The organism is Pseudomonas sp. (genome assembly GCF_040514055.1).
Taxonomy (GTDB): Bacteria; Pseudomonadota; Gammaproteobacteria; order Pseudomonadales; family Pseudomonadaceae; genus Aquipseudomonas.
Map to the genome: position 1 here is coordinate 20,211 of NZ_JBEVDL010000083.1, position 22,561 is coordinate 42,771.

The following is a 22,561-nucleotide window of genomic DNA, read 5'->3' on the forward strand; positions in this document are numbered from 1 at the left end:
ATCGAAATGAACCCCCGTAACTCCCTAGGCCGCATGGCCCTCGCCACTGCCCTCGTCGCCGCAACTGCCGGCGGCGCCCAGGCCGCCAATGTGCTGGTCGTGCTGTCGGACGCCAGCGCGCTGGAGCTGCGCGATGGCCCGCTATTTTCCACCGGTTTTTACCTGAACGAGCTGATGCAGCCGGTCAAGCTGTTGCAGGACGCCGGGCATCGGCTGACCTTCGCCACTCCCTTGGGCAAAGCCCCGAGCCTGGATCGGGCATCGGTGGACGCAGCCTATTTCGCGGACGATGCGGCCAGCCTCGCCACTCACCAGGCATTGCTCGATCGCCTTAAACTGATCTCGGCCAGCGAGTCGCCGGTGATCAGCCTGTCGCGGGTCGAGCAGATTGGCTACGGGCAGTTCGACGCCGTCTATGTGCCGGGTGGCCATGCGCCCATGCAGGACCTGCTGACGAGCCGGCCCCTGGGCAACTTGCTGCGCGCCTTTCACGCGGCGGGCAAGACCACCGCGCTGGTTTGCCACGGACCGATCGCCCTGCTGTCCACCTTGGCGAAGGCCGACGACTTCACGCGCCAGCTGGCGCAGAGTGGGCGAGCCGAGGCACCCTCTGACTGGATCTATGCCGGCTACCGCATGACGGTGATCAGCAACCAGGAGGAGGAACTGGCCAAGGCGCAGCTCGCCGGTGGCACGATGAAGTTCTATCCGCAAACGGCCCTGCAGCAGGCGGGCGGCCACTACGGCAGCAATGCCTCGGCGTGGGCGCCCTTTATGGTCGTCGACCGTGAACTGATCACCGGGCAGAATCCGGCCTCGGCGCTGCCGGTGGCCAAGGCCTTGCTGGAACGCCTGAAATAAGCGAGCCCGGGGTGACCTCGGGTGGTCGCGTTCAGACGCGGGCCTGGCGCGCCAGCCAGAACGGTGAGTCTGGCCAACGGCGTTCCTGGCCATAGAAATAACTGCGCATCTGGCGGAACTGGTCATAACGCTGTTCGACCTGTTGCACGTAGGTTCTGGCGTCGCTGTCATCGTCCCGCATCCAGCCGGCGATCACCCCGGCGGCGGCCAGCCCGTCTTCCAGTGCCTTGTGCACGCCCCGCGCCATTAACGGGTCGAAGCTGGCCGCGGCGTCGCCCACCGCCAACCAGCGCGGGCCGATGAGGGGCTCCAGTCGACAGGACGGGGCGGTGCTGAGGATCATCTGCGCAGGCTGGAAGGCATGACCCTGGAGGTCGCGGGAACAGTGCCGAGTGGCCGCGAGCAGGTTCAACCAGCGCCGCCAATCGCGCGCACCCCGGCTGCGCAAGCTCGGCCGGTCGCAGGTCAGGGCGATGCACAGGCGCTCGCCCGGCAGGCTGGCACGGTACCACCAGCCATATTCCACGGCCTCGAGCAGGGTCAGGCGGCTGGCGGCGGTGTCGGCTGGACGGCTGAAGAAGCCCTGCAGACTGATCAACTGGTCGAGTTCGAGTTTCCGTGCGCCGAGCCGCCGTGCAAGGTGCGCCGGCTGGCCGCTGGCATCGATCAGGTAGTCGGCGCGCACTTCGTGACCATGGCGTTCGGGGCCGTGCAACACCACCCGGTAGCCATCCGCTGTGGCAGTCACCGCGCCCAGGCGGCTGCGGCTAAGCAGCGTCGCGCCCCGTGCACGTGCCTGCTCGCAGAGCCAGCGCTCGAAGCGCTGGCGGTCCAGGTGCCAGCCGCTGCCATGGGGGTTGCCGAGAAAATCGTTGTGGCCCAGCACGTCGCTGCCCCACAGCGAACAGCTGCCCAGGCAGCGCTCATGGCCCTGTTGCTGGAAGGCCGGCCACACGCCAAGGCGGTCGAGCAGCAGGCGGATATCGGGTGGCAGGCTTTCGCCCACCCGCGGCCGCCCATAGTCGCCGGCTTCGACAATCACCACGCCATCGATGCCCCGTTGCGCCAGCGCCAGGGCACTGGCACAGCCGGCCGGGCCGCCACCGATGATGGCCACCCGGCAGCGGACAGGCGCCGCTGGCGCCTCAGGCATTGCTCGACGGCGCCACGCTGTTGGGCCAGGGCACCACGGGGTCGCCGCCGTCATCCAGCTGGCTCTGCACTTCCAGGTAGTACTGGGCACTGAAGGGGCCGCCCTGGGCCGGGTCGATGGCCGACCCCTGGACCACGATGCCAATCTTGTGCCAGTTCTCCAGCATGCCGATGCGCTCCTGGTAGCGGCCCACTTCGGACGGGTCGAAAGGCTGGGTCTGGGTGCCACTGCCGCGCACCGAGAAACGTTGCGCCGGCAGGGTGCTGCCGGTCAGGTCCTTGGCCACGTAGACCGCCACTGGCCGCTGCGCCGGCCAGGACCAGTAGAGGGTGTTGTTGAACGCCGGCAGGGGATCCGGTTGGTGGGTGGCGCAGGAGTTGTAGTCGGTGTGCCAGGGCAGGGCCATGAACTTGGAGGCATCGCCCGGCTCCAGGCCCGGGCTGCCGGGCAGGGTGTCGATGGGACTGCTGTCGCCCAGCGGATTGTTCTGGATATTGGGCGTGTACCCGGCAGTGAGGAACGCCTGGCCGGTGCTGGCCTGGCTGTAATCCAGCGGCTTGGGCTGAATGCGGAAGGGCCCGGTGCCGGAGGTTTGCCAGTCCTGCACATAGAGCGCCGGATCGCGGACGATAAACGTCAGGTCGATGCCGGGGCTGAAGCGCCCGCCCAGGCAATTGACCAGCATGGTCTTGTCCAGGTATTCGCCCTCGTTAAGCGGCAAGGTCGCCGTCGGGCTGTAGGCCTTGGCGTTCCATTGGCTCAGGTAGAAGTACTGGGTCTTGCGTAGCACCAGGAAGGACTGGCCGGCGTCCCCCAGCGACAGCGGCATCAGGCGGCCGTTCTGCAATTGGTCCGGCTGGTTGGGATTGCGAATGAAACCCAGACCGCCCAGCACGGTGCTGGCCGGGTCATCGGTCGGCTGGATGTCGTCCACCGTGCCATGGGCGGTGGCGCCGGTGATGCTCAGGTTGGTGTTCCAGTGCTGCATGGCGGCGCTGCGAAAGATCGGAAAGACCTCGTCGGCGAAGGAGGGCTGATAACTGGTCTGGTACGCGCCATTGCTGAACAGGTTCGGTTGCAGCGCCAAGTGGCGAACCCAGACGTCGTGCAGGTCATCCCACAGCGACACGGCATTCAGGGTTTGCGGGGCATAGGCCGGGTCGGTGGCGGTGACCCAGGCGTGGCCCTGCACCGCCTGGGTGCTGCCGTCGCTGAACTGCAGCACGGCATGGACCGGGCCGTCACTGCCGTCGTCGAACCAGCCGTCGTTGTCGATATCGCTGCCCAGCGGATAGGGTTGGCCGGTCGCGGGGTCGAGCATGCCGCAGGCGCGGCCATAGCCACCGGTCACGATCAGTCGGCCATAGGCGTCGGTTTGCAGCTCGCCGAGGCTGTCGATCGGCCCGTCGGGGCAGTCCATATTGGCAAAGTGATTGGCCGGGAAGGATTGCGGGTAGTTCGGCCACCGCACCACGCCCTGTCCATCCACCCAACTGCTGGCCAGGGTGCCCTGGTTGAAGGCCACTGGCGCTGCATTGGCGCCCTGCACGGTGCGCGGCCCCGGGTCGATCACCAGTTGGGCGAGGCGTTGCGGGTCATTGATGTCGCTGGAGAAGGGCGCGGTGTCCTTGTTGCGCAGGGGCGGCACCAGGCCGTTTTTGTAGTTATCGATGCCCAGGTCTTCGGGAATGATGTACCAGTTGGATTTCTTGTTGGCCAGGTGTACGGTCCAGATAATGGCGCTGACCGTCTTGCCGTCGACGCTGCTGCCGATGCGGATCTCGGTGCCGGCGACGCCCATGGGATAGGTTTCGCTGGCCTGGGCCGGGTAGGCATAGATTTTGAACCGGGCGGCCTGGCGTTTCAACGCGCCGCTGGCGTCGCGCAGGTCAGCGGAACTGACCGGGTCGTTTTCACTGCCCGGTTTGACCGGCAGGCCACCGGTGGTCGAGCCACTGCCGCCCGGCAGCGGCAAGGCGGCCTGGGTCGTGGGTTCCAGGTAGAACTCGGCGCTGTTGCCGACCCGGGCGAAGCCGATCGCGGGATGAATGCGGAAGTTGCTGGTGCTCATGCTCGGCGCCTCAGGGGTTCGGCATGGCTTGCAGCCAGGCCTGGTAGTTGACGATAAAGTGCGACAGGTTAAGGTGCTTGCCGCTGACGCTTTGCCCGGAGGTGCCGACCGTGACCGTGTGCACGCCGGCGTTGTGGCAGGCGAAACAGTTGGCATCCTGGGTAAAGGTTTCCATGCTGGTATTGGCCAGTTGCAGCGAGCCGATCTGGCGGTTGCCCGGTGCCATGGCTGCACCGTTGGCGCCCGGGATATCGTCGTTGCCGGTGGTCCACTGGGCGCCGACCAACTGGTAATTGGCCCAGACGCTGCCCGATTGCTGGCTGGCGACGCTGGCGTTGAGGCTCTGGATATTGCCGATGTTGTCCGCGGTGCCGCCGCCGAAGGGCACCTGACGGCAGACGCTCACCGTCTGCAACGGGTTGTTCACATCGAACTGGTTCTGGATCGCCAGCGGGCTATTGGGCGTGTACAGCGACCAGGGCAGGCCACTGAGCGGATCACTGCCGCTGGCCGGCACCTTGCTGCAATCCGGCGCATTGGCCTTGTGCTCGAAGGTGGCCCAGATGAACTCGGGGTGATCCTTGACCACCCCGACCACGTGCATGCCGATCAGCGCCAGCTGGGCACGCTGGGTCTTGCCGGAGTTGTCGCTGATCTGGCCATTGACCAGGGTCACCACCGGCACCGCTTGCTCCTCGGTGTGGAAGTGCTGCGCGGCATTGGGGATAAAGGTCTGGGTCGGCTGGCCGTTGCTGTCGAGGAACGCCGCGACGCGCCAGGCCAGTTTCAACTCCAGGGTATTGATCGGGAAATCCTGCCCGGTCGCGACGCCCTTGAGCCCGGTGAGGCTGTAGAGCTGGTTGGCGGTGACGAAATTCCAGAAGTCCTGATTCAGCAGGCCGGTGTAGTAGACGACGTTGCCCGCCTGGTCGATCAGCACCTGGGCGCCCGGCCCGGCCTGGAAAATATCCTTCGCATCCACGCTCTGGCTGGATTTGGCGACCCGCGCCAGGATGCGCGGTTGCTCGCCGGCGGCCCGCCCCGGGTAGGGCGTGGCGCCGGGGCCACCCGGGCGCAGCAGGGCGGTCGGGCTGGCCAGGGTCTCGAAGTTCAGCGGCGCGCCGTCGGTGCCGCTGCTGGGTTGACCGAGCCACAGGAACATCTGATAGGCCCACTGATGGAAGGCACAGTTGTTCAGGGTGCCGCTGAGCGGAAAGGCGTTGCCGTCGGGGAAGGGTGTCTTCGGAAACCAGCCGGGCAGGGCCTCGCAACTGCTGGCGGGCGCCGCCGCTGTGGCAACGACGGCCGCGGTCGGCACCGGCGCCGGTAAATCGGGGGGCGTGCTGGCGGTGGGGCTGCAGGCCGCGAGCAACAGGGCTGGCAGCAGCCCGCTGACGCGGCGGGCACAATTAAGACGCGTAGGCATGACGTGCATTCCTCATGGCAACGGAACGAGGGCAGCGGCAGGTTGTGACGCTGCTGTCTGGGAGCGGCCGTCCGCCGGGTGACGGACTGGCGCTCGCCGTGGAATCAGACGAGCTGTCGAGGTGGGGATGTTCCGTGGGCGGCACGGCGGCGCTGAAGGCGCGGAGTCTTCGCGGTAAGCACGGGTAGAGCGGCGAGACGAAAGGCGAAGATGCAATCCTGCATGCTGTCTGTCCTTTACCGGCGCAGGTCGTAGGGCCTGTGCTCGAGATGCCGCGTAGGCGGCCTGGTCGGAACTCCACCAGGGGAGGCGAGAGGCGCACTTCCCAGAAGTGGCTGCGCCGCCTGCAACGAGTTGGTGGAACTTCTGGCGACAGGGGCCCGATCCGATCCAGCGTCCCTGCCTGAGGTCAAACCTAGCTGGCAATTGCACCTCGTCAAGCAGGCCGTGGGACAAAACGATGGGGAAATTTCGGGCCCGGGGCTGAGCGGCCCGCGCCCTTGCGCCAGGCTTAAACCCGGGCGATGGTGGCCAGGCCGGTGGCGATGATCTTTTCCTGACCTTCGCGCAGGGCGAACACATCGGCGCGCACCACCACCTGGCGTTGGCCGGCCTTGATCACATCGCTGCGGCAGACCAGCTTGTCGCCCAGGGCAGGGGCCAGCAGGTTGACCTTGTACTCGGAGGTGACCACGTCGCCGACCAGCGAGGCGGCGGCCCAGGCGCAGGCGCTGTCGATCATGAAACCAACCACCGCGCCGTGGACGAAGCCATGGTGCTGGGTCAGGGCCTGGCGCGGCAGGATGCTCATCTCGATATGCCCGGGCGCGAACGCATCGAGCTCGAAACCGATCAATTGGGCGAAGGGCGAGTGTTGCAGCGCCTGTTCCAGGCGCTCACGGGTCAGTGCGGTGTCCATGGCGATGCTCCATTGAGGAGCGGCCAGTGTTGGGCGCTCTTCGTTGGCCGAGCAATCAGTATCCAGGACCGTGATAGAGACGCATCAGGCACCGCGGGATTTGACACCGAGCAGCTTGAGCCAGAACGCCGCCTCGTCCAGCAGCTGCGTGCGCAGTTCCTGGTCGAAGCGCAGCGGCGCGGGCAGGTTCGGGAACAGCCGCAGCAAGGCTGGGCTGGCCGCCAGTTCCTCCGCCGGCAGGGCATCCTGGCGCAGCAGGCTGGCGACCTGTACCAGATCGGCCAGGCTCGCGGCCGCGGCAGTGCGCTGCCAGTCGGTGCGGTGACGGGCGACATCGATCATGCCGGAGGGTTGTTTCCAGGCGGTCAGCACAACCGCGCCGATCGGCCCGGACAGCTGGTCACAGAGCGCCTGCAGGTCGTCCTCGGCGCGGGAGTAGTTCGGCCAGCGTTCCAGTTCGGCCAACAGCGGCAGGCTGCCGATGTCTTGCAGCAAACCGGCCAGCAGCGCGTCGTCGACGCTGCACAGCGCGCTGCGGGCGGCCAGGCAGGCACTGAAGGCCGCGCGCTCCAGGGCCGTCTTCCAGCGCGCGCGAAACACCCGCTGCAGGGGCAGCTCCTTGCTGATAAAGAGGTTGCGTGCGCTAAAACCCAGCACCAGGTTGTTCAGTTTTTGCGTCCCCAGGCGCGCCAGTACGTCGCGCAAGTTGTGGCACGGCTTGGCACTTGTGAGCAGCGGACTGTCGGCGAACTGCATCAAATAGGCGGCCAGTGGCGGGTCGCTGGTGATCACCCGGCTTAATTGCTCCACCGAGGTGCGTGGATCGTCCAGCAGGCTGCGGATGCGCAGGGCATTCTCCGGCATCTGCGGCACCTTGGCTTCGCCTTTGAGAAAACGGTTGTAGAGCGTAAAACGCAAGGCGTCGGTGGTGAGGGGGGCGTCGGCGGCCATGGGCGATGGGACTCGGCAATTGACAAGCGGGCCAGGCTTTCCTAGGGTGCGGCGGCTATGTGCCGAGGACCCAAGATGACCATAGACAATGATCGTATCAAACTCGAGCCGGGCTGGAAGGCCGCCCTGCGCGAAGCGTTCGAAGCGCCCTATATGGCGCAGCTGCGGGCGTTTCTGCAGCAGGAAAGCGCTGCCGGCAAGGAGGTCTATCCACCGCGGCCGCTGATATTCAACGCGCTGAACCTTGCGCCGTTGGAGCAGGTCAGGGTGGTGATCATCGGTCAGGATCCCTATCACGGTCCGGGTCAGGCCCATGGCCTGTGCTTTTCCGTGCCGCCCGGAGTGCCCGCGCCGCCTTCGCTGGTGAATATCTTCAAGGAACTGAAACGCGACCTGAACCTGGAAATCCCGCGCCACGGTTGCTTGCAGGCCTGGGCCGAACAGGGCGTGCTGCTGCTCAATACCTCACTGACGGTCGAGCGCGGAGTCGCCGGCTCCCATGCCAAACAGGGCTGGCAGCTGTTCACCGACAAGGTGATCGAGGTGGTCAGTGCTAACCAGCCACGCCTGGTATTTATGCTCTGGGGGGCCCATGCGCAGAGCAAGGAGCGCCTGATCGACACCCACAAGCACCTGGTACTGCGCTCGCCCCATCCTTCGCCGCTGTCGGCGCACCGGGGTTTTATCGGTAACGGCCATTTCAGCCGGTGCAACAAGTTCCTGCAGCAGCATGGGCTGGCGCCGATCGACTGGCGTCTGCCGGAACCGGCCGCCGCGCAGGACCTGCCGCTTTAGAAGGGCAAGGTTTGGTCCTTCACCACCAGCGCCGGGCGGTCGCCGCAGCGCAGCTCACTGAAGTCCTGGCGGACTTGGCGTAGACGTGCGCGCAGGTGTTCGAGCTGGTCTGGTCTGGCGTCCTTGATCAAGTCACTGAACAGGCCGATAAAGGCTTGCCGGGAATGTTGGAAGGCAACCCGGTACTGGTCGTCCTGCAAGGTTTCGGGCTCCGCCAGCAACCGCTGCAGGCGCTGCGGGAAGTCCGCGGCCTGGCGTTGTTGCAGGGCTGCGAACAGTTCGGCCTGCCAACGGGCCCGATCCTCCAGCCACAGGCGGTTCTGTTCGCCCTGGCCCTGGGACCAGCTGCGAATACGTGTCTGCTGCGCCGGGTTGAGGCCTCCGAACCAGGGCTTCAGGCGCTTTTCCAGGCGCTCCTGGCGCTGTTCGATCTGTTCGGGCAGCGGGGGCTCCAGGTATTTGTCGCGCAGCTCCTGGTGCTTGTCGTGAATCGAGGCTTGCAAATCGGCGACCTGCTCGGCGCTTAAACCGCGCACCAGCTCCACCAGGGTCGGGCTAAGGCGATCGGCCACCCGCCGTTGGGCGCCACTGAGGGCCTCGAGCTGTGCGGCCACCTGTTGCTGGCCGGTGCGGCCGCTGCCCAGCAATTGATCTGACTGATCGAGCCAGTCGAGGTAGGCCGGCAGCTCGGTGCGGCAGTGCCATTCGAGGTGTTCGGCCAGGCGCTGGTCGAGCCAGTCCTTCTGCTGGGGGTCGAGGTCGACATAGTCGTTCACCCACCAGGGCACCAGGGCGTCCAGATTACGGTACGCCAGGCCGATCCGGCTGCAGCCGGTGACCAGCAGGCTGAGGCCAAGCAGGCAGATCAGGCTGTACTTCAGAGGGCGAGCAGGCATCGATACGGGTTCCAGAAGACTGCAGACCCTAGTTCAGAGCCCGGTGCTGGCGGAAAATTCGACCGGACTGCCGCGCCATCGGTCAAATGGCGACCCTGGCCCCGGCGCTGGGGTCAGTCGGCCAGCCATTGCCACAGGCGAAACAGCGGCTCGGCGAGAAACATTACCAGGAACAGGCGCAGCACCTGGACGGCGGTGACCAGCGCCACCGACAGCTGCAGGGCCTCTGCCGTCAGGCACAGTTCGGTGATGCCGCCGGGCATCATGCCGAGCATCAGGGCGCCGCGATGTTCCTCCAGCAGCCATCCCAGGAGCTGGCCCAGCAGCCCGGCGGCGAGCATGGCCAGCAGGCTGAACAGCAGCACACGTAGCAGAAAGCCCGGTGCGTGGCGAAAAAAATCCCGGTCGAAATGGCAGCCCAAGGCACAGCCGATCAGCCATTGGCCGACCTGGCCCAGCTCCGCTGGCAGCGCCAGGTCGAGGTCGAAGAGCACACTGGCCAGGGCGCAGAGGGTCAAGGGGCCGAGCATCCAGGGGTTGGGCTGGTTCAGCTTTTTCCACACCAGTGCCGACAGCGCACTGGCCGGCAGCAGCCAGGCCAACCAACGCCAGTCGGCCGGGGCGGCGGCAAGGGTTTCGACCGGCGGCAGGCCCCAGGTGAACAGCGCCGGAATCAGCAACACTACCAGCAGCAGGCGCAGGCTGTGGGCCGCGGCGACCCGGGCCGGCTGTGCGCCGTGGCGCAGGGCGAGGTTGAGCATTTCGCTGGCGCCGCCGGGCATGCTGGCGAAAAAGGCGGTGGCGCGATCGACCCCGCTGCGGCGCAGCAGGACGATGCCGATCAGGCTCAACAACAGAGTCGCGCAGGCGCCCAGCACCACCAGGGTCAGATGCTCGAGCAACTGCTCAAGCACGTCGCCGGTAAAATGCAGGCCAATCGCGCTCGCCACCAGCCATTGCCCGGCGGGGCGCCCGCCGGGCACTTCGAGAATCAACCTGCCACTGCAGCGCACCAGCATCACCGCCAGCAGCGCCCCGATAAGCCAGGGCAGCGGCCAGCCCGCCAGGTTGGCCAGCTGGCCCCCGGCGGCGCCCACCAAGGGGGTGGCCCACCAGCCCCGCCAGTTTCTCATGCTCGCAGGGTCAGGCCAGCGCCGCTTTCGGGCTGCCGCGCCGGCGCCACCAGCGGATGCCCGGCAGGGCCAGCATCAACCCCACCAGTGCCCAGAGGCTCAGGGTAATGGGGCTGCCCCAGAGGATGCTCAGGTCGCCGGCGGAGATCGACAGGGCACGACGCAGGTTGTCTTCCATCATTTCGCCGAGCACGAAGCCGAGGATCAAGGCTGACAGGGGGAAGTCCAGTTTGCGCAGCAGGTAGCCGAATACCCCGAGCCCGATCATCAGTACCAGGTCGAAGGTGGTGCTGTGGACCGCGTAGACGCCGACCAGGCTGACCACGGTGATGGCCGGTACCAGGATCCAGTTGGGCACGCTGAGCATGCGCGCGAACAAGCCGACCAGCGGAATGTTCATCACCAGCAGAATGAGGTTACCGATAAACAGCGAGGCGATCAGGCCCCAGACCACGTCCGGCTGTTGCTCGAACAGCAGGGGGCCGGGGGTGATGTTGTACAGGGTCAGGGCGCCGATCATCACCGCGGTGGTACCGGAACCGGGTACGCCCAGGGTCAGCATGGGAATCAGCGAACCGCAGGCCGAGGCGTTGTTGGCCGCTTCCGGTGCCGCGACGCCGCGCAGGTCGCCCTGGCCGAAGGTGCCGCTATCCCCGGCGATGCGCTTTTCGCTCATATAGGTGATGGCGCTGGCGATGGTCGCGCCGGCACCGGGGAGCACGCCGATGACAAAGCCGGCCAGGGAACTGCGCACCGTCGACCACCAGGTGAAGGCGAACTCCTTGGCATTGAACAGCATGCGCCCGCTGGCTTTGACCGCGACCTGGCCGCTGTGGGTTTGCTCCAGCATCAACAGCACTTCGCTGACGCTGAACAGACCGATCACCACGATAACGAACTGGATACCATCGGACAGGCTGACGCTGTCGAAGGTGAAACGGTAGACGCCGGTGGTGGAGTCCACCCCGACCGTGGCCATGGTCAGGCCAATCAGCGCGGCCATCAGGGTCTTCACTGGCTTGTCGCCGACCATACCGCCCAGGCAGGCGATGGCGAACACCATCAGCACGAAGTACTCGGCCGGGCCGAAGGCGATGGCCCATTTCGCCAGCAGCGGGGCGAACAGCACCACCCCGCAGGTGGCGATGGTGCTGCCGATAAAGGAGCTGACGGCGGACAGCGACAGGGCGACCCCGGCCTTGCCCTGGCGCGCCAAGGGGTAGCCGTCGAGGGTGGTCATGATGGCCGCGGCATCGCCCGGCACGTTGAGCAGAATGGCCGAGATACGGCCGCCGTATTCGCAGCCCAGGTACACCGCGGCCAGCAGGATCAGCGCGGTTTCGGGCGGCAGTCCGAGGGCGAAGGCCAGGGGCAGCAGGATCGCCACGCCGTTGATCGGCCCCAGGCCGGGCAGCAGGCCGACTATGGTGCCGACAAAGGCGCCGAACAGCGCCATCAGCAGGTTGATCGGGCGCGTGGCGACATCGAAGCCTTGCATCAGGAAAGTCAGGGTTTCCATTTCAGTTCTCCACGAACGTTTCAAGCAGGCCGAGCGGTAGCGGCACGTCCAGCAGGTAATCGAACAGCCCGTACAGCAGCACGCCCATGGCGATGCCGCTGGCGGCCGAAGCCAGCGGCCGGCCGTTGTACAGCAGCCCCAGGCCGAAGCCGGCGAGGGCGGTGCTGAGCACGAATCCCAGCGGCTCGAACAGCAAGGCATAGGCCAGCAGCGCGGCGATGCCGAGCATTACCTTGCGGGCCAGCGGCCAATCGATGGCCGGCGTCGCCTCGTCGCTGGGCTTGCACAGCAGCCACAGCGCGCCGGCGCCCATCAGGGCCAGCAAGAGCAAGGGGTAGGCGCGGGGGCCGACCGGGTCGTATTCGAAGGGGGCCTTGAAAGTCCAGGCGAGGATCGCCAGGGCAACACAGAGCAGCACCCAGGCTGCGGAAAACAGTCGGACGTACATGGGGAAAACCCTTGTGGGGAGCGGTGGGGCCCAGGCATCGACGTGCGTGCCTGGGTCTGCTCGATCAGGCCTGGCCGCGCCTTGGGAGCGGGCGCGGCGCCGGCGCTATTGGGTCAGGCCGAATTCGCCGGCCAGGCTCTTGTACTGTTCGACCTGCTTGAAGACATAGGCTTCGAGCTCGGCACCGGTCAGCGTCAAGGGGAACAGGTCGCGCTGTTCGCGCAGGGCGGCGAATTCGCCGTTGGCCAGCAGCTGCTGGAACTGCTGCTGCCACCAGGCGAACTGTTCGTCGCTGACTTCGGGTCCCATGTAGAAGCCGCGAATCACCGGCCAGCTGATGTCGTAGCCCTGTTCCTTGGCCGTCGGCAAATGGTTTAGTCGACCGGGCAGGCGTTCGTCGGCGAGCACGGCGAGCACGCGGATCTTGTTCGCCGCCAGTTGCGGGGTGACTTCACCCAGGCCGCTGCTGGTGACCTGCACATGGCCGCCGAGCATGGCGGTGAGGGTCTCGCCGCCACCCTCGAACGCCACGTAACGCAGGTTCCTCGGGTCGATGCCGGCCAGTCGGGCGATCAGCGCGGTCTGCATCCAGTCCTGTCCGCCAATGGTGGCGCCAGCGCCGAAGACAATACTCGAGGGGTCCTTTTTCAAGGCCTCGACCAGGTCGTTGAGGTTCTGATAGGGCGAGTCGGCACGCACGGAGATGGCACCGTAGTCGGTGCCGATACCGGCCAGCCAGCGCACGGCCTTTTCGTCGTAGCGACCGAACTTGCCCTGCGCCAGGTTGAGCAGCGATCCGGAGGAAAACGCGGTAATGGTGCCAGGGTCCTTGGCCCGCTGGGCGACGACCGCGTTGTAGGCCACGGCGCCGACCCCGCCGGGCATGTAGGTGACCCGCATGGGTGCCTTCAGCAGACCGGCGTCTTTCAGGCCGATCTGCGCCAGCTTGCAGGTCAGGTCGAAGCCGCCGCCAGGCTTGGCGGGTGCGATGCATTCCGGGCGTTTCGGTTCGCTGGCAAATAGCTGGCTGGCGAAAACCAGGCAGCTGGCGGCCAGGGTGATGCGACTCAGGGCAGTGCGTTGCATGGCGTGTCCTCTTGGTTCTTATTGTATCGAGCGACTCGGCTGCGCGGGGCAGGGCGAGCGGTCTTGGTAGGCCGTCTGGGCTATAACGCAGAGGGAGGCGCAGGCCACCCCGCGCAAGCAGTGCACAAGGGAGGGGCGGTCAAGAAGGTGCATGCGCGCCATGCCGGCGACGGCACGGTAAGCAATGGCGAATGGCGGAAACGCGTCATACCAGGGACCCTATTTATTGTTGTTGTCCGATGCAGTGCCGGGGCGACGGGCTGCAGGTGCGGGTGGATCGAGCCACCTGATCGCAGGCTAAGCCTTCAAGCTTTCACCAGGCTTTCAGTGCCGAAATTATTCACCCGCGATGCTCTACGGGCTGCAGCCAGCGTTTGACTGGCGGCTGTACACTGTGGGATTGCTGGGCCACCGGTCCGCGCGGGGAGATGAGGGTGCGAATTCTGTTGGTCGAAGACCATCCGCAACTGGCGGCCAGCGTGGCTCAGGCCCTCAAGGCCCAGGGCTGGACCCTGGATGTGTTGCACGATGGCGTGGCCGCCGACCTGGCCCTGGCCAGCGAGGCGTATGCGCTGGTCATCCTCGATGTTGGTTTGCCGCGCCTCGACGGGTTTGCCGTGCTGGCGCGCTTGCGTGAGCGTGGAAGCACGTTGCCCGTGCTGATGCTGACGGCGCGCGGCGAGGTGAAGGATCGCGTGCATGGGCTGAACCTCGGGGCCGATGATTACCTGGCCAAACCCTTTGAACTGAGCGAGCTCGAGGCGCGGGTCAAGGCGCTGTTACGCCGCAGCGTGCTGGGCGGCGAGCCGCAGCAACGCTGTGGCACCCTGGTCTACGACCTGGGTACCCGGCGTTTTGCCTTGGGCGGGACGGTGCTGACGTTGACCGCCCGGGAGCAGTCGGTGCTCGAGGCGCTGATCGCCCGCCCTGGACGGGTCATGAGCAAGGACCAACTGGCCGCCCAGGTCTTTGCCCTGGAGGAAGAGGCGAGCGCCGAGTCCATCGAGATCTACGTGCACCGCCTGCGGCGTAAGCTCGAGGGCAGCGCGGTACGCATCGTCACCTTCCGCGGCTTGGGCTATCTGTTGGAAGCCTTCGGTGATTAAGGTCGGCAGCCTGCGCGGTCGGCTGCTACGGCGGCTCGCGCTGCTATTGACCAGCATCCTGCTGCTGAGCAGCCTGAGTGCCTACTGGAGCGCGCGGCGCGCGGCGGACACGGCCTATGACCGAACGCTATTGGCGTCGGCCCGGGCGATCGCCGAAGGCCTGTCGGCCGACGCGGGCCAGCTGCAGGCCGACGTGCCCTATATCGCCCTGGATACCTTCGCGTATGACAGTGGCGGGCGGATCTACTACCAGGTCCTGGACCTGCAGGGCAGGCTGGTATCCGGCTACGAGGACCTGCCCGCGCCGCCGCCGGGTACCCGGCGCACAGATGACTACCCGGCCTTGGCCCACTTCTACGATGCACGGTACCGGGGCCAGGGGGTGCGAATGGTCAGCCTGCTGCAGCCGGTCAGCGAGCCGTCGCTCAACGGCATGGCGCAGATCCGGGTCGGGGAGACGCTGGGCGCGCGGGAGCGGCTGGCCCGCGAACTGCTGATCGGAACCCTGTGGCGCATGGGGTTGCTGGTCGGCAGCGCGCTGGTGCTGGTTTGGCTGGCGGTGAGCGCGGCCCTGCGGCCACTGGACAGCCTGCGCCAGACAGTGGCCGGGCGGGCCAGCGATGACCTGCGGCCGCTGCCGGAAGGCGACTTGCCCCGTGAGTTGCGTCCGCTGGTCGAGGCGCTGAACCAGTTCAATGCGCGCCTGCGGGGATTGTTCGAGCGCCAGGCGCAATTTATCGCCGATGCCGCCCATGAGTTGCGTACCCCGCTGGCGGCGTTGAAGGCCCGGCTCGAGTTGGGGTTGCGAGCGCAGACGCCGAACCAGTGGCGCGAGACCCTCGAGGAAGCCGCCCAGAACTCTGACCGGCTGACCCAGCTGGCCAATCAGTTGCTGTCCCTGGCCCGGATCGAAAGCGGTGCGCGAGCCATTGCCGAGGGGGGCGCGCAGCGCCTCGACCTCAGCCAGTTGGCCCGGGAACTGGGCATGGCGTTGGCGCCTCTGGCGCACGGGCGCGGGGTGTCCTTGGCCCTGGAGGCGCAGCAGCCGATCTGGCTGAGCGGCGAACCGACGCTGCTCAACGAGTTGCTCTGCAACCTGCTGGACAATGCCCTGGCGCATACCCCGCCGGGAGGCTCGGTGGTGCTGCGGGTATTGGCGCCGGCGGTGCTGGAGGTGCAGGACAACGGTCCGGGGATTCCCCCCGACGAGCGGGAGAAGGTCTTTGAGCGCTTCTATCGACGCAGCCAACAGGGAGCGGGGGCCGGCCTCGGGCTGGCCATAGTCGGCGAGATCTGCCGCGCCCATCGGGCGCAGATCAGCCTGCATGACGCGTTGCCGAGCGGGTTGTGCGTGCGGGTTGTGTTCGCGGCCGAGACCTCGGCGCAGGCAACCCGGGAAGGCTGAGGCTGAGGCCAATGCTCGCGTCGAGGTCAGGGCGGCGACAGGGGCGGTTGCTGCAGTTCGCGCAAATACTGATCGATCTTGCCGCTCTGACGCAGGCGCGTCAGGCCACGATTGAACCGGCGCATCAAGTCGGCGTTGCCGGCCACCTGGCGCGACAGCAACAGGTGCATGGGGTCCAGGCGCAAGGGGGTCGGGTGAAACCCTAGCTGGGCGCGCTCGGCACTGCTGAATTCGTGGAAAAAAATATCCGCCGCCACTTCCTTGGAGATGGGGAACAGGTCGATGCGACCAGCGAGGAGCATATGCAGCCCCTGGTTCTCATTGCTCAGCCGTTGCACCTGTAAATTGCCGCTGGCTTCGGCCTGCTGGAAGGCTTCGCCGTAGTCGTAGTCCACCGCGGCGCCGATGCGCAGGCCCTTGAGGTCATCGATGTGCTGCCAGGTGAACGGCCGGTCCTTGCGGTGGAACAGGTAGTAGCCGCTTTCCAGCACCGGGTCGCTGAGGAAAAAGGCCGCCTCACGCTCAGCATTGCGCAGCCAGACCGCGCTGCCGGCGCTCTGCCCCCGTTCGGCCAGGCGCAAAGCGCGAGCCCAGGGGTAGAACTCCCACTGCACCTGCACGCCCTCGAGGGCAAAGGCTTCGGCCACGATACGTGAGGCGACGCCTTGGTGGGGCAGCTTTTGACCCAGGTAAGGGGGCCACTCGCCGTTGGTGAGACGAACGACCTCGCTGGCGCCAAGGGGGCTGAAAAGACTGATTGCCGCGCAGAGCAACCAAGCAAGAGGGCGCATGAGCATTGGCCTGAACCGGACTTTGGTGTCAGTTTAGGGCCTGTTAACACTATGCGCACGGTCGCGGCGCCTGTGGCGAGTGTCCACAGGCCCTGGTGGCCGGTCGCTCGATGCGCCCGGTCAGGCTATTACTGCAGCATGCTCATGGCGGCTTCCATCGCCGCGGAGAGGTCCTCATCGGCCGTCATGTCCAGACTGGGTTCCAGGCCCAGCTTGCCAAATGCCGGGATCTGGCTCCAGTCCAACTGGGTCAGGGGGTGTTCGCTGCCGAGGTAGCTCTGCAGGGTCGCCACCTGGACGATGTCGACATAGTCCACCTTGGCCGAGTCGCGACTGAAATTCAGGTATTGGCTGGGCACCATGGCGATCAGCTCGGGGAATTCCCAGGTCCGCAGGATCTTGTCGCCAATGATCGGATGAATCTTCTCGATCACGTGGTTGAGGCTGATGGAGTCGGATAACAACTCGTTATGTTCCTCGGCGTACGTCAGGATCGGCAGTACGCCGATTTGATGCACCAGACCGGCCAAGGTGGCCTGGTCAGGCATCAGGCGGGTGTAGTGGCGACACAGCACGTGGCAGATGCCGGCGATCTCGGTGCTTTTGTTCCAGACCTCACGCATCTTGCGGTCGACCACATCGGAGGTGGCCTGGAACATCTGCTCCATGGCCAAGCCGGTGGCCAGGTTGCAGGTGTAGTTGATGCCCAGGCGGGCGATCGCCATCTGCAGGTCGGTGATTTCCTTGTTGGTGCGCAGCAGCGGGCTGTTGACCACCTTGATGATTCGCGCAGTCAGGGCGGCGTCATTACCAATCACTTTGCTGAGGGCTGGAATGCTGATGTCGGGGTCTTCCGCCGCCTCACGGACCTTGAGCGCGACTTCCGGGAGGGTGGGCAGCACCAGGTCATCGTTATCGATGGCCTTGATCAGTTCCTCTTGGACTTTTTCGGCAAGTTTGCTCATGGACGACTCTCTACAAAACGCATGCTATGAATGGGTGGCCTAAACACCAGTGTAGTGATTCGGCCAGTGAAAACGGTAGTGCGCTGAGATCCGGAGGGCGAACCCAGCGTCCTGTCAGTGCTGTATCTCGCGATCGCGGTCCAGCGTGTAGGGCAGGTCCAGCAACTGCAATGTCGGTCCGTCCCCGCTGGACAGGTGGATGCGAGCGTCGGCCACCGCATCGGCCTGAAGCACCGCCAGCAACTCGACACCGTCGTCCGTCAGGGCGGCCAGCACCACTTCGCCGATGCTGCTGCCATGCACGGGAGAAAACAGTTCTGTTCCGGGCTCCGGCAACGCCGTGTCGTGTAGCGCCAGGCGATACAGGCGCCGTTTGAGTTTGCCCAGGTACTGCATGCGCGCGACAATTTCCTGGCCGGTGTAGCAGCCTTTTTTAAAACTGACCGCACCCACGGCCTGCAAGTTAAGCATCTGCGGGATAAACAGTTCGTAAGTCGCCGCGAACACCTGACCGATGCCGGCACGCACCTGGACCAGCAGCCACTCGTTCAGCGGCGCCTGCCGCAGCGTTGCCTGTAGCCGCGTCTCGATTCCGCTGGCTGACTGGCTGGGGACCCAGAGTTCGCTGCGCCGCGCGTCCAGACGGATTGCCAGCAGGCCGTCGTGGCGAGCCACTGCGTTGGCCTCGGAGGCGAGCGTCAGGCCCAGGTCCAGCAGGCTGGCATCGGCGTCGAACAGGCCAAAACGCGTCCATTGGTCACTGGCATCGCTGAGTTTGGACTTGGAAAACACTGCGTACTTGTTCAGGTCGGCCAACTGTCGGGGGACCAGTTCTCTGTCCATCGCCAGCAGGAAACCGTCGGCATCGCCGACTATCCTGAAGCTCGACAGCATGCGGCCCTTGGGGGTACAGCGGGCGCCCAGGCTGGCGGTGGTCTCGTTGAGGTACTTCAGGTTGCAGGTCAGCTGTCCCTGGAGAAAGGTGCTGGCATCGGCCCCGCGCACGGCGAGCAGGCCTTCATGGGACAGAGAGGAAAAAAAAGCGGAGTCGGCCATGGGGGTCGCAGAGTGGTGGACTGGGGCTCCATCATAGGGCCGTGCTTCGGGCTTGTCAGCGGGTGCCGGTAAGTGGCGGACGCCGCTATACTGCCGGCCCACTTCAAGGAGCCGTTTCATGGTCGACCCTATCGAACTCAATCGACTCTTCTGGCACAGCCGCCGTGGCATGCTGGAGTTGGATCTGCTGCTGGTACCCTTTGTCCGCGAGGTCTATCCGCACCTGGACGCTGATGACCGCGAGCGCTACCGCAAGCTGCTGACCTGTGAGGATCAGGACATGTTCGGCTGGTTTATGCAGCGTGTGGAGCCGGATGATCCGGATCTGCTGCGTATGGTGCGGATGATCCTCGACCGTGTTCAGCCCCAGTGATGGCTTCGAGTGCCACTGGCGACCCTCGCGGCGCTTGCTGATTAGTTACCTGATGGCCCAGGCGGCCGCGGGGGTGGCGGTGCTGAGCGCCGCGCTACCGGCTTTGGTCCTATTGGGCGGTGTGCTGGGGTGCCTGGCGCATGCCAGCTGGGTGCTGCCGCGGACCCTCTGGCTGAGCAGCCCGAGCGCGTTCCGTGGCCTGCGCCTGAATGCCCAGGGGTGGCAGTTGTGGAGTGCGCGCCGGGGCTGGCAGGCGATTCGATTGGCGCCCGACTGCGTGGTTCTGCCCGGCCTGGTGGTCTTGCGCTTTCGTCTGGCCGCCGAACGGCGGGTGCGCAGCCTGTGCCTGCTAGGCGACAGTCTGGCGGAGACGGAACACCGTCGGCTGCGGGTGCGGCTGAAATTCAGTCGCCATAGGTGGGCGGCCGCAGGATAGTGTCCAGCGCCTGCGGCAGCAGGTCCGGGTAGTCCAGGGTGAAATGCAGGCCTCGGCTTTCATGGCGCTGCATGGCGGAGCGAATGATCAGCTCGGAGACCTGGGCCAGGTTGCGCAGTTCGATAAGGTCGCGGCTGACCTTGTAATTGCTGTAGAACTCGTCGATTTCATCCAGCAGCAGGCGCACCCGATGTTGGGCACGCTGCAGGCGTTTGTTGGTGCGCACGATGCCCACATAGTCCCACATAAAGCGCCGCAGCTCGTCCCAGTTGTGCGCGATGATCACATCCTCGTCCGAGTCGGTCACCTGGCTGGCATCCCAGCTGGGCAGCTCCGCGGGAATCGGCCGGTCCTGCAGGCGAGAGAGGATGTCGGCAGCCGCGGCTTGGGCGTAGACGAAGCATTCGAGCAACGAGTTGCTGGCCATGCGGTTGGCGCCGTGCAGCCCGGTAAAACTGGTTTCGCCAATGGCATACAAGCCCGGGACATCAGTCTGTCCGCGCTGGTCGACCACCACGCCGCCACAGGTGTAATGGGCCGCGGGCACCACGGGGATAGGCTCGCGGGTGATGTCGATACCAAAGTCCAGGCAACGCTCGTACACGGTGGGGAAATGATTCTTGATGAATTCGGCCGGTTTGTGGCTGATATCCAGATAGACGCAATCGACCCCCAGGCGCTTCATCTCGTGGTCGATGGCGCGGGCGACGATATCCCGCGGCGCCAACTCGGCGCGCGGATCGAAACGATCCATAAAACGCTGGCCGTTGGGCAGCTTGAGCAGGGCGCCTTCGCCGCGCAGTGCCTCGGTGATCAAAAAGCTCTTGGCTTGCGGATGGTACAGGCAGGTTGGGTGGAACTGGTTGAACTCCAGGTTGCCGACGCGACAACCGGCACGCCAGGCCATGGCGATGCCGTCGCCACAGGCGCCGTCCGGGTTACTGGTATAGAGGTAGGCCTTGGCCGCGCCACCGGTGGCGAGTACTACGAAGCGAGCGTGAAAGGTGTCCACCTCGCCGTTGGCGCGATTTAGCACATAGGCGCCCAGGCACTGCTGTCCTGGCAGGCCAAGTTTGCGCTCGGTGATCAGGTCGACGGCGACCCGTTGTTCCAACAACTCGATATTCGGGCGTCGCCGGGCTTGTGCCAACAGCGTATTGAAAATAGCCGCGCCGGTGGCGTCGGCGGCATGGATGATACGCCGATGGCTGTGGCCACCCTCGCGGGTCAGATGGAATTCGAAGCCACCATCCTCACGGGCCGTTTCGTCATCACGGGTGAAAGGCACCCCTTGGTCGATCAGCCACTGGATGGCTTCGCGGCTGTGTTCGACGGTAAAGCGCACTGCGTCTTCGCGGCATAACCCGCCGCCAGCGTTGAGGGTGTCCTCGACATGGGATTCGATGGTGTCGGCATCGTCCAGCACTGCCGCCACACCGCCTTGGGCCCAGTAGGTCGAGCCATTGGCCAGGTCGCCCTTGCTCAGAACGACGATACGCAGTGACGCCGGAAGGGTCAGCGCCAAGGTCAGGCCCGCGGCGCCGCTGCCAATGATCAAGACGTCCTGCAGGTAATGATGGCTCATGTCCAGGTTCCGCGAAAAGGCGGCCTCTAGTATATAGGTGGGGGGCGCTGCACAATAGTCGCCTTATGACACTCTTGGCGGGGTGAGGAACTTTTTAAGTCTTTAAGGTTTCTAAGGCGGTTAACCGCCGGCCAGCCCCGTCGTGCCATGCCCTTTTTTCTGTGGGGGCCGCGGTCGGGGTGGAGTGGGCAAAGACATTTGCACAGCCGTCGAAAGGTTGGGTTGTGCCATTCCGTGCAGGACAAGTTCGTGTCTGCAGGAAGCTTGTTGGGAGGGGAGAACTTTTGCGCAAGGTCCGAGTCTATTTTTCCAGGCCGATTACCTTGCTGGCGCAAAACTCCTCCGAACCTATTGAGGAGTTTCCATGCTAACCCAGGAAGAAGATCAGCAACTGGTCGAGCGCGTTCAGGCGGGTGACAAGCGCGCTTTTGATTTATTGGTGCTGAAATATCAGCACAAGATTCTCGGTTTGATCGTACGGTTCGTGCATGACACTCACGAGGCTCAGGATGTCGCCCAAGAGGCTTTCATCAAGGCCTATCGGGCGCTCGGCAACTTTCGCGGTGACAGTGCGTTCTATACCTGGCTCTATCGTATCGCCATCAATACGGCGAAGAATCATTTGGTCTCGCGAGGGCGGCGTCCGCCAGACAACGATGTGAGTGCCGAGGATGCGGAGTTTTACGACGGCGATCACGCTCTCAAGGACATCGAATCGCCGGAGCGGCTGATGCTGCGCGATGAAATCGAAACCGCCGTGCACCGTACCATTCAGCTGCTGCCGGAAGATTTACGCACGGCGTTAACCCTGCGTGAGTTCGATGGATTGAGTTATGAGGACATTGCCAGCGTCATGCAATGTCCTGTCGGAACCGTGCGCTCGCGTATTTTCCGGGCGCGGGAAGCAATCGATAAAGCCTTGCAGCCGTTGTTGCAAGGTGTCTGAGACAGCGGCGTTAGCCAGAGAGAGGAACCGCCATGAGTCGTGAAGCCCTGCAGGAGTCGTTGTCCGCGGTAATGGACAATGAAGCGGATGAGTTGGAAGTGCGGCGAGTGCTCGCGGCCTGCGAGGATGACGCGCTGCGTTCCACTTGGTCGCGTTATCAGGTCGCTCGTGCGGTCATGCGCCAAGACCTGCTTGAGCCGCGGTTGGATATCGCAGCCGCCGTTTCGGCGGCCTTGGCCAGCGAGGCTGCACCCGCCAAGGCTAAGGCAGCAGCGGCTGGTGCCTGGGCAGGCTGGAGTCGTTTGGCGGTGGCCGCCTCGGTGACCGTGGCGGTCCTGGGTGGGGTTCGTCTTTACAATCAGGATGCGGTCGAGGGCATGCAGCAGGTCGCCCAGCAAGTACCTTCGTCGGCCTTGGCGCTGCCGCAGGCACAGGGTCCCGCCGTGTTGGCCGGTTACAACATAAGCGCGGCGCAGCCTTTGCAAAGCCCGTTGGTTAACGCCTCTAGCCAGTCACGAGTTGGCTGGCATGAACTGAGGTTGCCGGCGTATCTGCGTCAACATGCGCAGCAGGCCAACAGCACTGTTACCGGCAGCTCGTTGCCATACGCGCGGTCGGCGAGCCTGGAAAACCGCTGAGC

General features: G+C 65.2%; 22 protein-coding genes. 8 read left to right on the plus strand and 14 right to left on the minus strand.

Annotation, left to right across the window (positions count from 1 at the left end):
- Positions 1–6: 6 nt before the first annotated feature.
- On the plus strand, positions 7–861 hold the full coding sequence (locus ABWY06_RS22530) for a type 1 glutamine amidotransferase domain-containing protein (RefSeq protein WP_353927825.1): 855 nt from the start codon (positions 7–9) through the stop codon (positions 859–861).
- A 31-nt stretch (positions 862–892) separates the two neighbouring features.
- On the opposite strand, the gene ABWY06_RS22535 is transcribed toward ABWY06_RS22530, so the two are convergent.
- The 5 genes from ABWY06_RS22535 to ABWY06_RS22555 all read right to left on the minus strand — a co-directional run bounded on the left by ABWY06_RS22535 (position 893) and on the right by ABWY06_RS22555 (position 7,381).
- Positions 893–2,014 (minus strand): tryptophan 7-halogenase, encoded by a 1,122-nt coding sequence (locus ABWY06_RS22535; protein WP_353927826.1) that lies wholly within the window; start codon positions 2,012–2,014, stop codon positions 893–895.
- Positions 2,007–4,085 (minus strand): LodA/GoxA family CTQ-dependent oxidase, encoded by a 2,079-nt coding sequence (locus tag ABWY06_RS22540; RefSeq protein WP_353927827.1) that lies wholly within the window; start codon positions 4,083–4,085, stop codon positions 2,007–2,009. The genes ABWY06_RS22535 and ABWY06_RS22540 overlap by 8 nt, the downstream gene beginning before the upstream one ends.
- Positions 4,086–4,095: 10 nt before the next feature.
- Positions 4,096–5,511, minus strand: a complete 1,416-nt coding sequence (locus tag ABWY06_RS22545) for a hypothetical protein (RefSeq protein ID WP_353927828.1) — start codon at positions 5,509–5,511, stop codon at positions 4,096–4,098.
- Between the two features lie 511 nt (positions 5,512–6,022).
- Positions 6,023–6,430, minus strand: coding sequence for a PaaI family thioesterase (locus tag ABWY06_RS22550; RefSeq protein WP_353927829.1), 408 nt, complete (start codon positions 6,428–6,430; stop codon positions 6,023–6,025).
- 84 nt (positions 6,431–6,514) lie between these two features.
- Entirely contained in the window at positions 6,515–7,381 is an 867-nt protein-coding gene (locus ABWY06_RS22555; RefSeq protein ID WP_353927830.1) for an HDOD domain-containing protein, read from the minus strand.
- A 75-nt stretch (positions 7,382–7,456) separates the two neighbouring features.
- Between ABWY06_RS22555 and ung the strand changes: the two genes are divergently transcribed.
- Positions 7,457–8,176 (plus strand): uracil-DNA glycosylase, encoded by a 720-nt coding sequence (gene ung, locus ABWY06_RS22560; RefSeq protein ID WP_353927831.1) that lies wholly within the window; start codon positions 7,457–7,459, stop codon positions 8,174–8,176.
- Here the strand turns inward: ung and ABWY06_RS22565 are convergent.
- The 5 genes from ABWY06_RS22565 to ABWY06_RS22585 form a co-directional block, all read right to left on the minus strand.
- Complete coding sequence (locus tag ABWY06_RS22565; protein WP_353927832.1) at positions 8,173–9,072, minus strand: DUF6279 family lipoprotein; 900 nt, start codon at positions 9,070–9,072, stop codon at positions 8,173–8,175. The genes ung and ABWY06_RS22565 overlap by 4 nt on opposite strands.
- A gap of 113 nt (positions 9,073–9,185) precedes the next feature.
- Positions 9,186–10,205 carry an AbrB family transcriptional regulator gene (locus ABWY06_RS22570; RefSeq protein ID WP_353927833.1) on the minus strand — a complete coding sequence of 340 codons (1,020 nt, stop codon included), beginning with the start codon at positions 10,203–10,205 and terminating at the stop codon, positions 9,186–9,188.
- Between the two features lie 10 nt (positions 10,206–10,215).
- Complete coding sequence (locus tag ABWY06_RS22575) at positions 10,216–11,724, minus strand: tripartite tricarboxylate transporter permease (RefSeq protein ID WP_353927834.1); 1,509 nt, start codon at positions 11,722–11,724, stop codon at positions 10,216–10,218.
- Between the two features lies 1 nt (position 11,725).
- Positions 11,726–12,172: a tripartite tricarboxylate transporter TctB family protein gene (locus tag ABWY06_RS22580; RefSeq protein WP_353927835.1), complete on the minus strand. Its 447-nt coding sequence runs from the start codon at positions 12,170–12,172 to the stop codon at positions 11,726–11,728.
- 105 nt (positions 12,173–12,277) lie between these two features.
- Positions 12,278–13,258: a Bug family tripartite tricarboxylate transporter substrate binding protein gene (locus tag ABWY06_RS22585; protein ID WP_353927836.1), complete on the minus strand. Its 981-nt coding sequence runs from the start codon at positions 13,256–13,258 to the stop codon at positions 12,278–12,280.
- A gap of 434 nt (positions 13,259–13,692) precedes the next feature.
- Here ABWY06_RS22585 and tctD point away from each other — a divergent pair, with 434 nt between their 5' ends.
- Together tctD and tctE are read left to right on the plus strand one after the other, a co-directional pair.
- The gene (tctD, locus tag ABWY06_RS22590; RefSeq protein WP_353927837.1) at positions 13,693–14,364 is read left to right on the plus strand and encodes a two-component system response regulator TctD; all 672 of its coding nucleotides are present in this window, start codon (positions 13,693–13,695) and stop codon (positions 14,362–14,364) included.
- A complete protein-coding gene (tctE, locus tag ABWY06_RS22595; protein ID WP_353927838.1) occupies positions 14,357–15,769 on the plus strand; it encodes a two-component system sensor histidine kinase TctE in 1,413 nt (470 codons plus the stop codon). The genes tctD and tctE overlap by 8 nt, the downstream gene beginning before the upstream one ends.
- A gap of 26 nt (positions 15,770–15,795) precedes the next feature.
- On the opposite strand, the gene ABWY06_RS22600 is transcribed toward tctE, so the two are convergent.
- The 3 genes from ABWY06_RS22600 to ygfZ form a co-directional block, all read right to left on the minus strand.
- A complete protein-coding gene (locus tag ABWY06_RS22600) occupies positions 15,796–16,560 on the minus strand; it encodes a substrate-binding periplasmic protein (RefSeq protein ID WP_353927839.1) in 765 nt (254 codons plus the stop codon).
- 128 nt (positions 16,561–16,688) lie between these two features.
- The gene (locus ABWY06_RS22605; RefSeq protein ID WP_353927840.1) at positions 16,689–17,525 is read right to left on the minus strand and encodes an HDOD domain-containing protein; all 837 of its coding nucleotides are present in this window, start codon (positions 17,523–17,525) and stop codon (positions 16,689–16,691) included.
- Between the two features lie 114 nt (positions 17,526–17,639).
- Entirely contained in the window at positions 17,640–18,581 is a 942-nt protein-coding gene (ygfZ, locus tag ABWY06_RS22610; protein WP_353927841.1) for a CAF17-like 4Fe-4S cluster assembly/insertion protein YgfZ, read from the minus strand.
- Between the two features lie 118 nt (positions 18,582–18,699).
- Between ygfZ and ABWY06_RS22615 the strand changes: the two genes are divergently transcribed.
- Positions 18,700–18,954 (plus strand): FAD assembly factor SdhE, encoded by a 255-nt coding sequence (locus tag ABWY06_RS22615; protein ID WP_353927842.1) that lies wholly within the window; start codon positions 18,700–18,702, stop codon positions 18,952–18,954.
- Positions 18,938–19,390 (plus strand): protein YgfX, encoded by a 453-nt coding sequence (locus tag ABWY06_RS22620; RefSeq protein WP_353927843.1) that lies wholly within the window; start codon positions 18,938–18,940, stop codon positions 19,388–19,390. Before ABWY06_RS22615 ends, ABWY06_RS22620 begins: the two co-directional genes overlap by 17 nt.
- On the opposite strand, the gene nadB is transcribed toward ABWY06_RS22620, so the two are convergent.
- Complete coding sequence (gene nadB, locus ABWY06_RS22625) at positions 19,359–20,975, minus strand: L-aspartate oxidase (protein ID WP_353927844.1); 1,617 nt, start codon at positions 20,973–20,975, stop codon at positions 19,359–19,361. The two genes, ABWY06_RS22620 and nadB, sit on opposite strands and share 32 nt — an antisense overlap.
- Positions 20,976–21,339: 364 nt before the next feature.
- Between nadB and rpoE the strand changes: the two genes are divergently transcribed.
- Complete coding sequence (gene rpoE, locus ABWY06_RS22630) at positions 21,340–21,921, plus strand: RNA polymerase sigma factor RpoE/AlgU (RefSeq protein WP_353927845.1); 582 nt, start codon at positions 21,340–21,342, stop codon at positions 21,919–21,921.
- A gap of 32 nt (positions 21,922–21,953) precedes the next feature.
- Positions 21,954–22,559, plus strand: coding sequence for an RseA family anti-sigma factor (locus ABWY06_RS22635; RefSeq protein WP_353927846.1), 606 nt, complete (start codon positions 21,954–21,956; stop codon positions 22,557–22,559).
- Positions 22,560–22,561: the final 2 nt, after the last annotated feature.

Bases quoted from the DNA above. Each gene is read 5' to 3' on its own strand.
- nadB (WP_353927844.1), bottom strand. From the start codon at position 20,975: ATGAGCCATCATTACCTGCAGGACGTCTTGATCATTGGCAGCGGCGCC.
- ABWY06_RS22545 (WP_353927828.1), bottom strand. From the start codon at position 5,511: ATGCCTACGCGTCTTAATTGTGCCCGCCGCGTCAGCGGGCTGCTGCCA.
- ABWY06_RS22565 (WP_353927832.1), bottom strand. From the start codon at position 9,072: ATGCCTGCTCGCCCTCTGAAGTACAGCCTGATCTGCCTGCTTGGCCTC.
- ABWY06_RS22580 (WP_353927835.1), bottom strand. From the start codon at position 12,172: ATGTACGTCCGACTGTTTTCCGCAGCCTGGGTGCTGCTCTGTGTTGCC.
- ABWY06_RS22535 (WP_353927826.1), bottom strand. From the start codon at position 2,014: ATGCCTGAGGCGCCAGCGGCGCCTGTCCGCTGCCGGGTGGCCATCATC.
- ABWY06_RS22600 (WP_353927839.1), bottom strand. From the start codon at position 16,560: ATGCGCCCTCTTGCTTGGTTGCTCTGCGCGGCAATCAGTCTTTTCAGC.
- rpoE (WP_353927845.1), top strand. From the start codon at position 21,340: ATGCTAACCCAGGAAGAAGATCAGCAACTGGTCGAGCGCGTTCAGGCG.
- ABWY06_RS22550 (WP_353927829.1), bottom strand. From the start codon at position 6,430: ATGGACACCGCACTGACCCGTGAGCGCCTGGAACAGGCGCTGCAACAC.
- ung (WP_353927831.1), top strand. From the start codon at position 7,457: ATGACCATAGACAATGATCGTATCAAACTCGAGCCGGGCTGGAAGGCC.
- ABWY06_RS22570 (WP_353927833.1), bottom strand. From the start codon at position 10,205: ATGAGAAACTGGCGGGGCTGGTGGGCCACCCCCTTGGTGGGCGCCGCC.
- ABWY06_RS22530 (WP_353927825.1), top strand. From the start codon at position 7: ATGAACCCCCGTAACTCCCTAGGCCGCATGGCCCTCGCCACTGCCCTC.
- ABWY06_RS22605 (WP_353927840.1), bottom strand. From the start codon at position 17,525: ATGAGCAAACTTGCCGAAAAAGTCCAAGAGGAACTGATCAAGGCCATC.
- ABWY06_RS22575 (WP_353927834.1), bottom strand. From the start codon at position 11,724: ATGGAAACCCTGACTTTCCTGATGCAAGGCTTCGATGTCGCCACGCGC.
- ygfZ (WP_353927841.1), bottom strand. From the start codon at position 18,581: ATGGCCGACTCCGCTTTTTTTTCCTCTCTGTCCCATGAAGGCCTGCTC.
- ABWY06_RS22540 (WP_353927827.1), bottom strand. From the start codon at position 4,085: ATGAGCACCAGCAACTTCCGCATTCATCCCGCGATCGGCTTCGCCCGG.
- ABWY06_RS22585 (WP_353927836.1), bottom strand. From the start codon at position 13,258: ATGCAACGCACTGCCCTGAGTCGCATCACCCTGGCCGCCAGCTGCCTG.
- ABWY06_RS22615 (WP_353927842.1), top strand. From the start codon at position 18,700: ATGGTCGACCCTATCGAACTCAATCGACTCTTCTGGCACAGCCGCCGT.
- ABWY06_RS22555 (WP_353927830.1), bottom strand. From the start codon at position 7,381: ATGGCCGCCGACGCCCCCCTCACCACCGACGCCTTGCGTTTTACGCTC.
- ABWY06_RS22635 (WP_353927846.1), top strand. From the start codon at position 21,954: ATGAGTCGTGAAGCCCTGCAGGAGTCGTTGTCCGCGGTAATGGACAAT.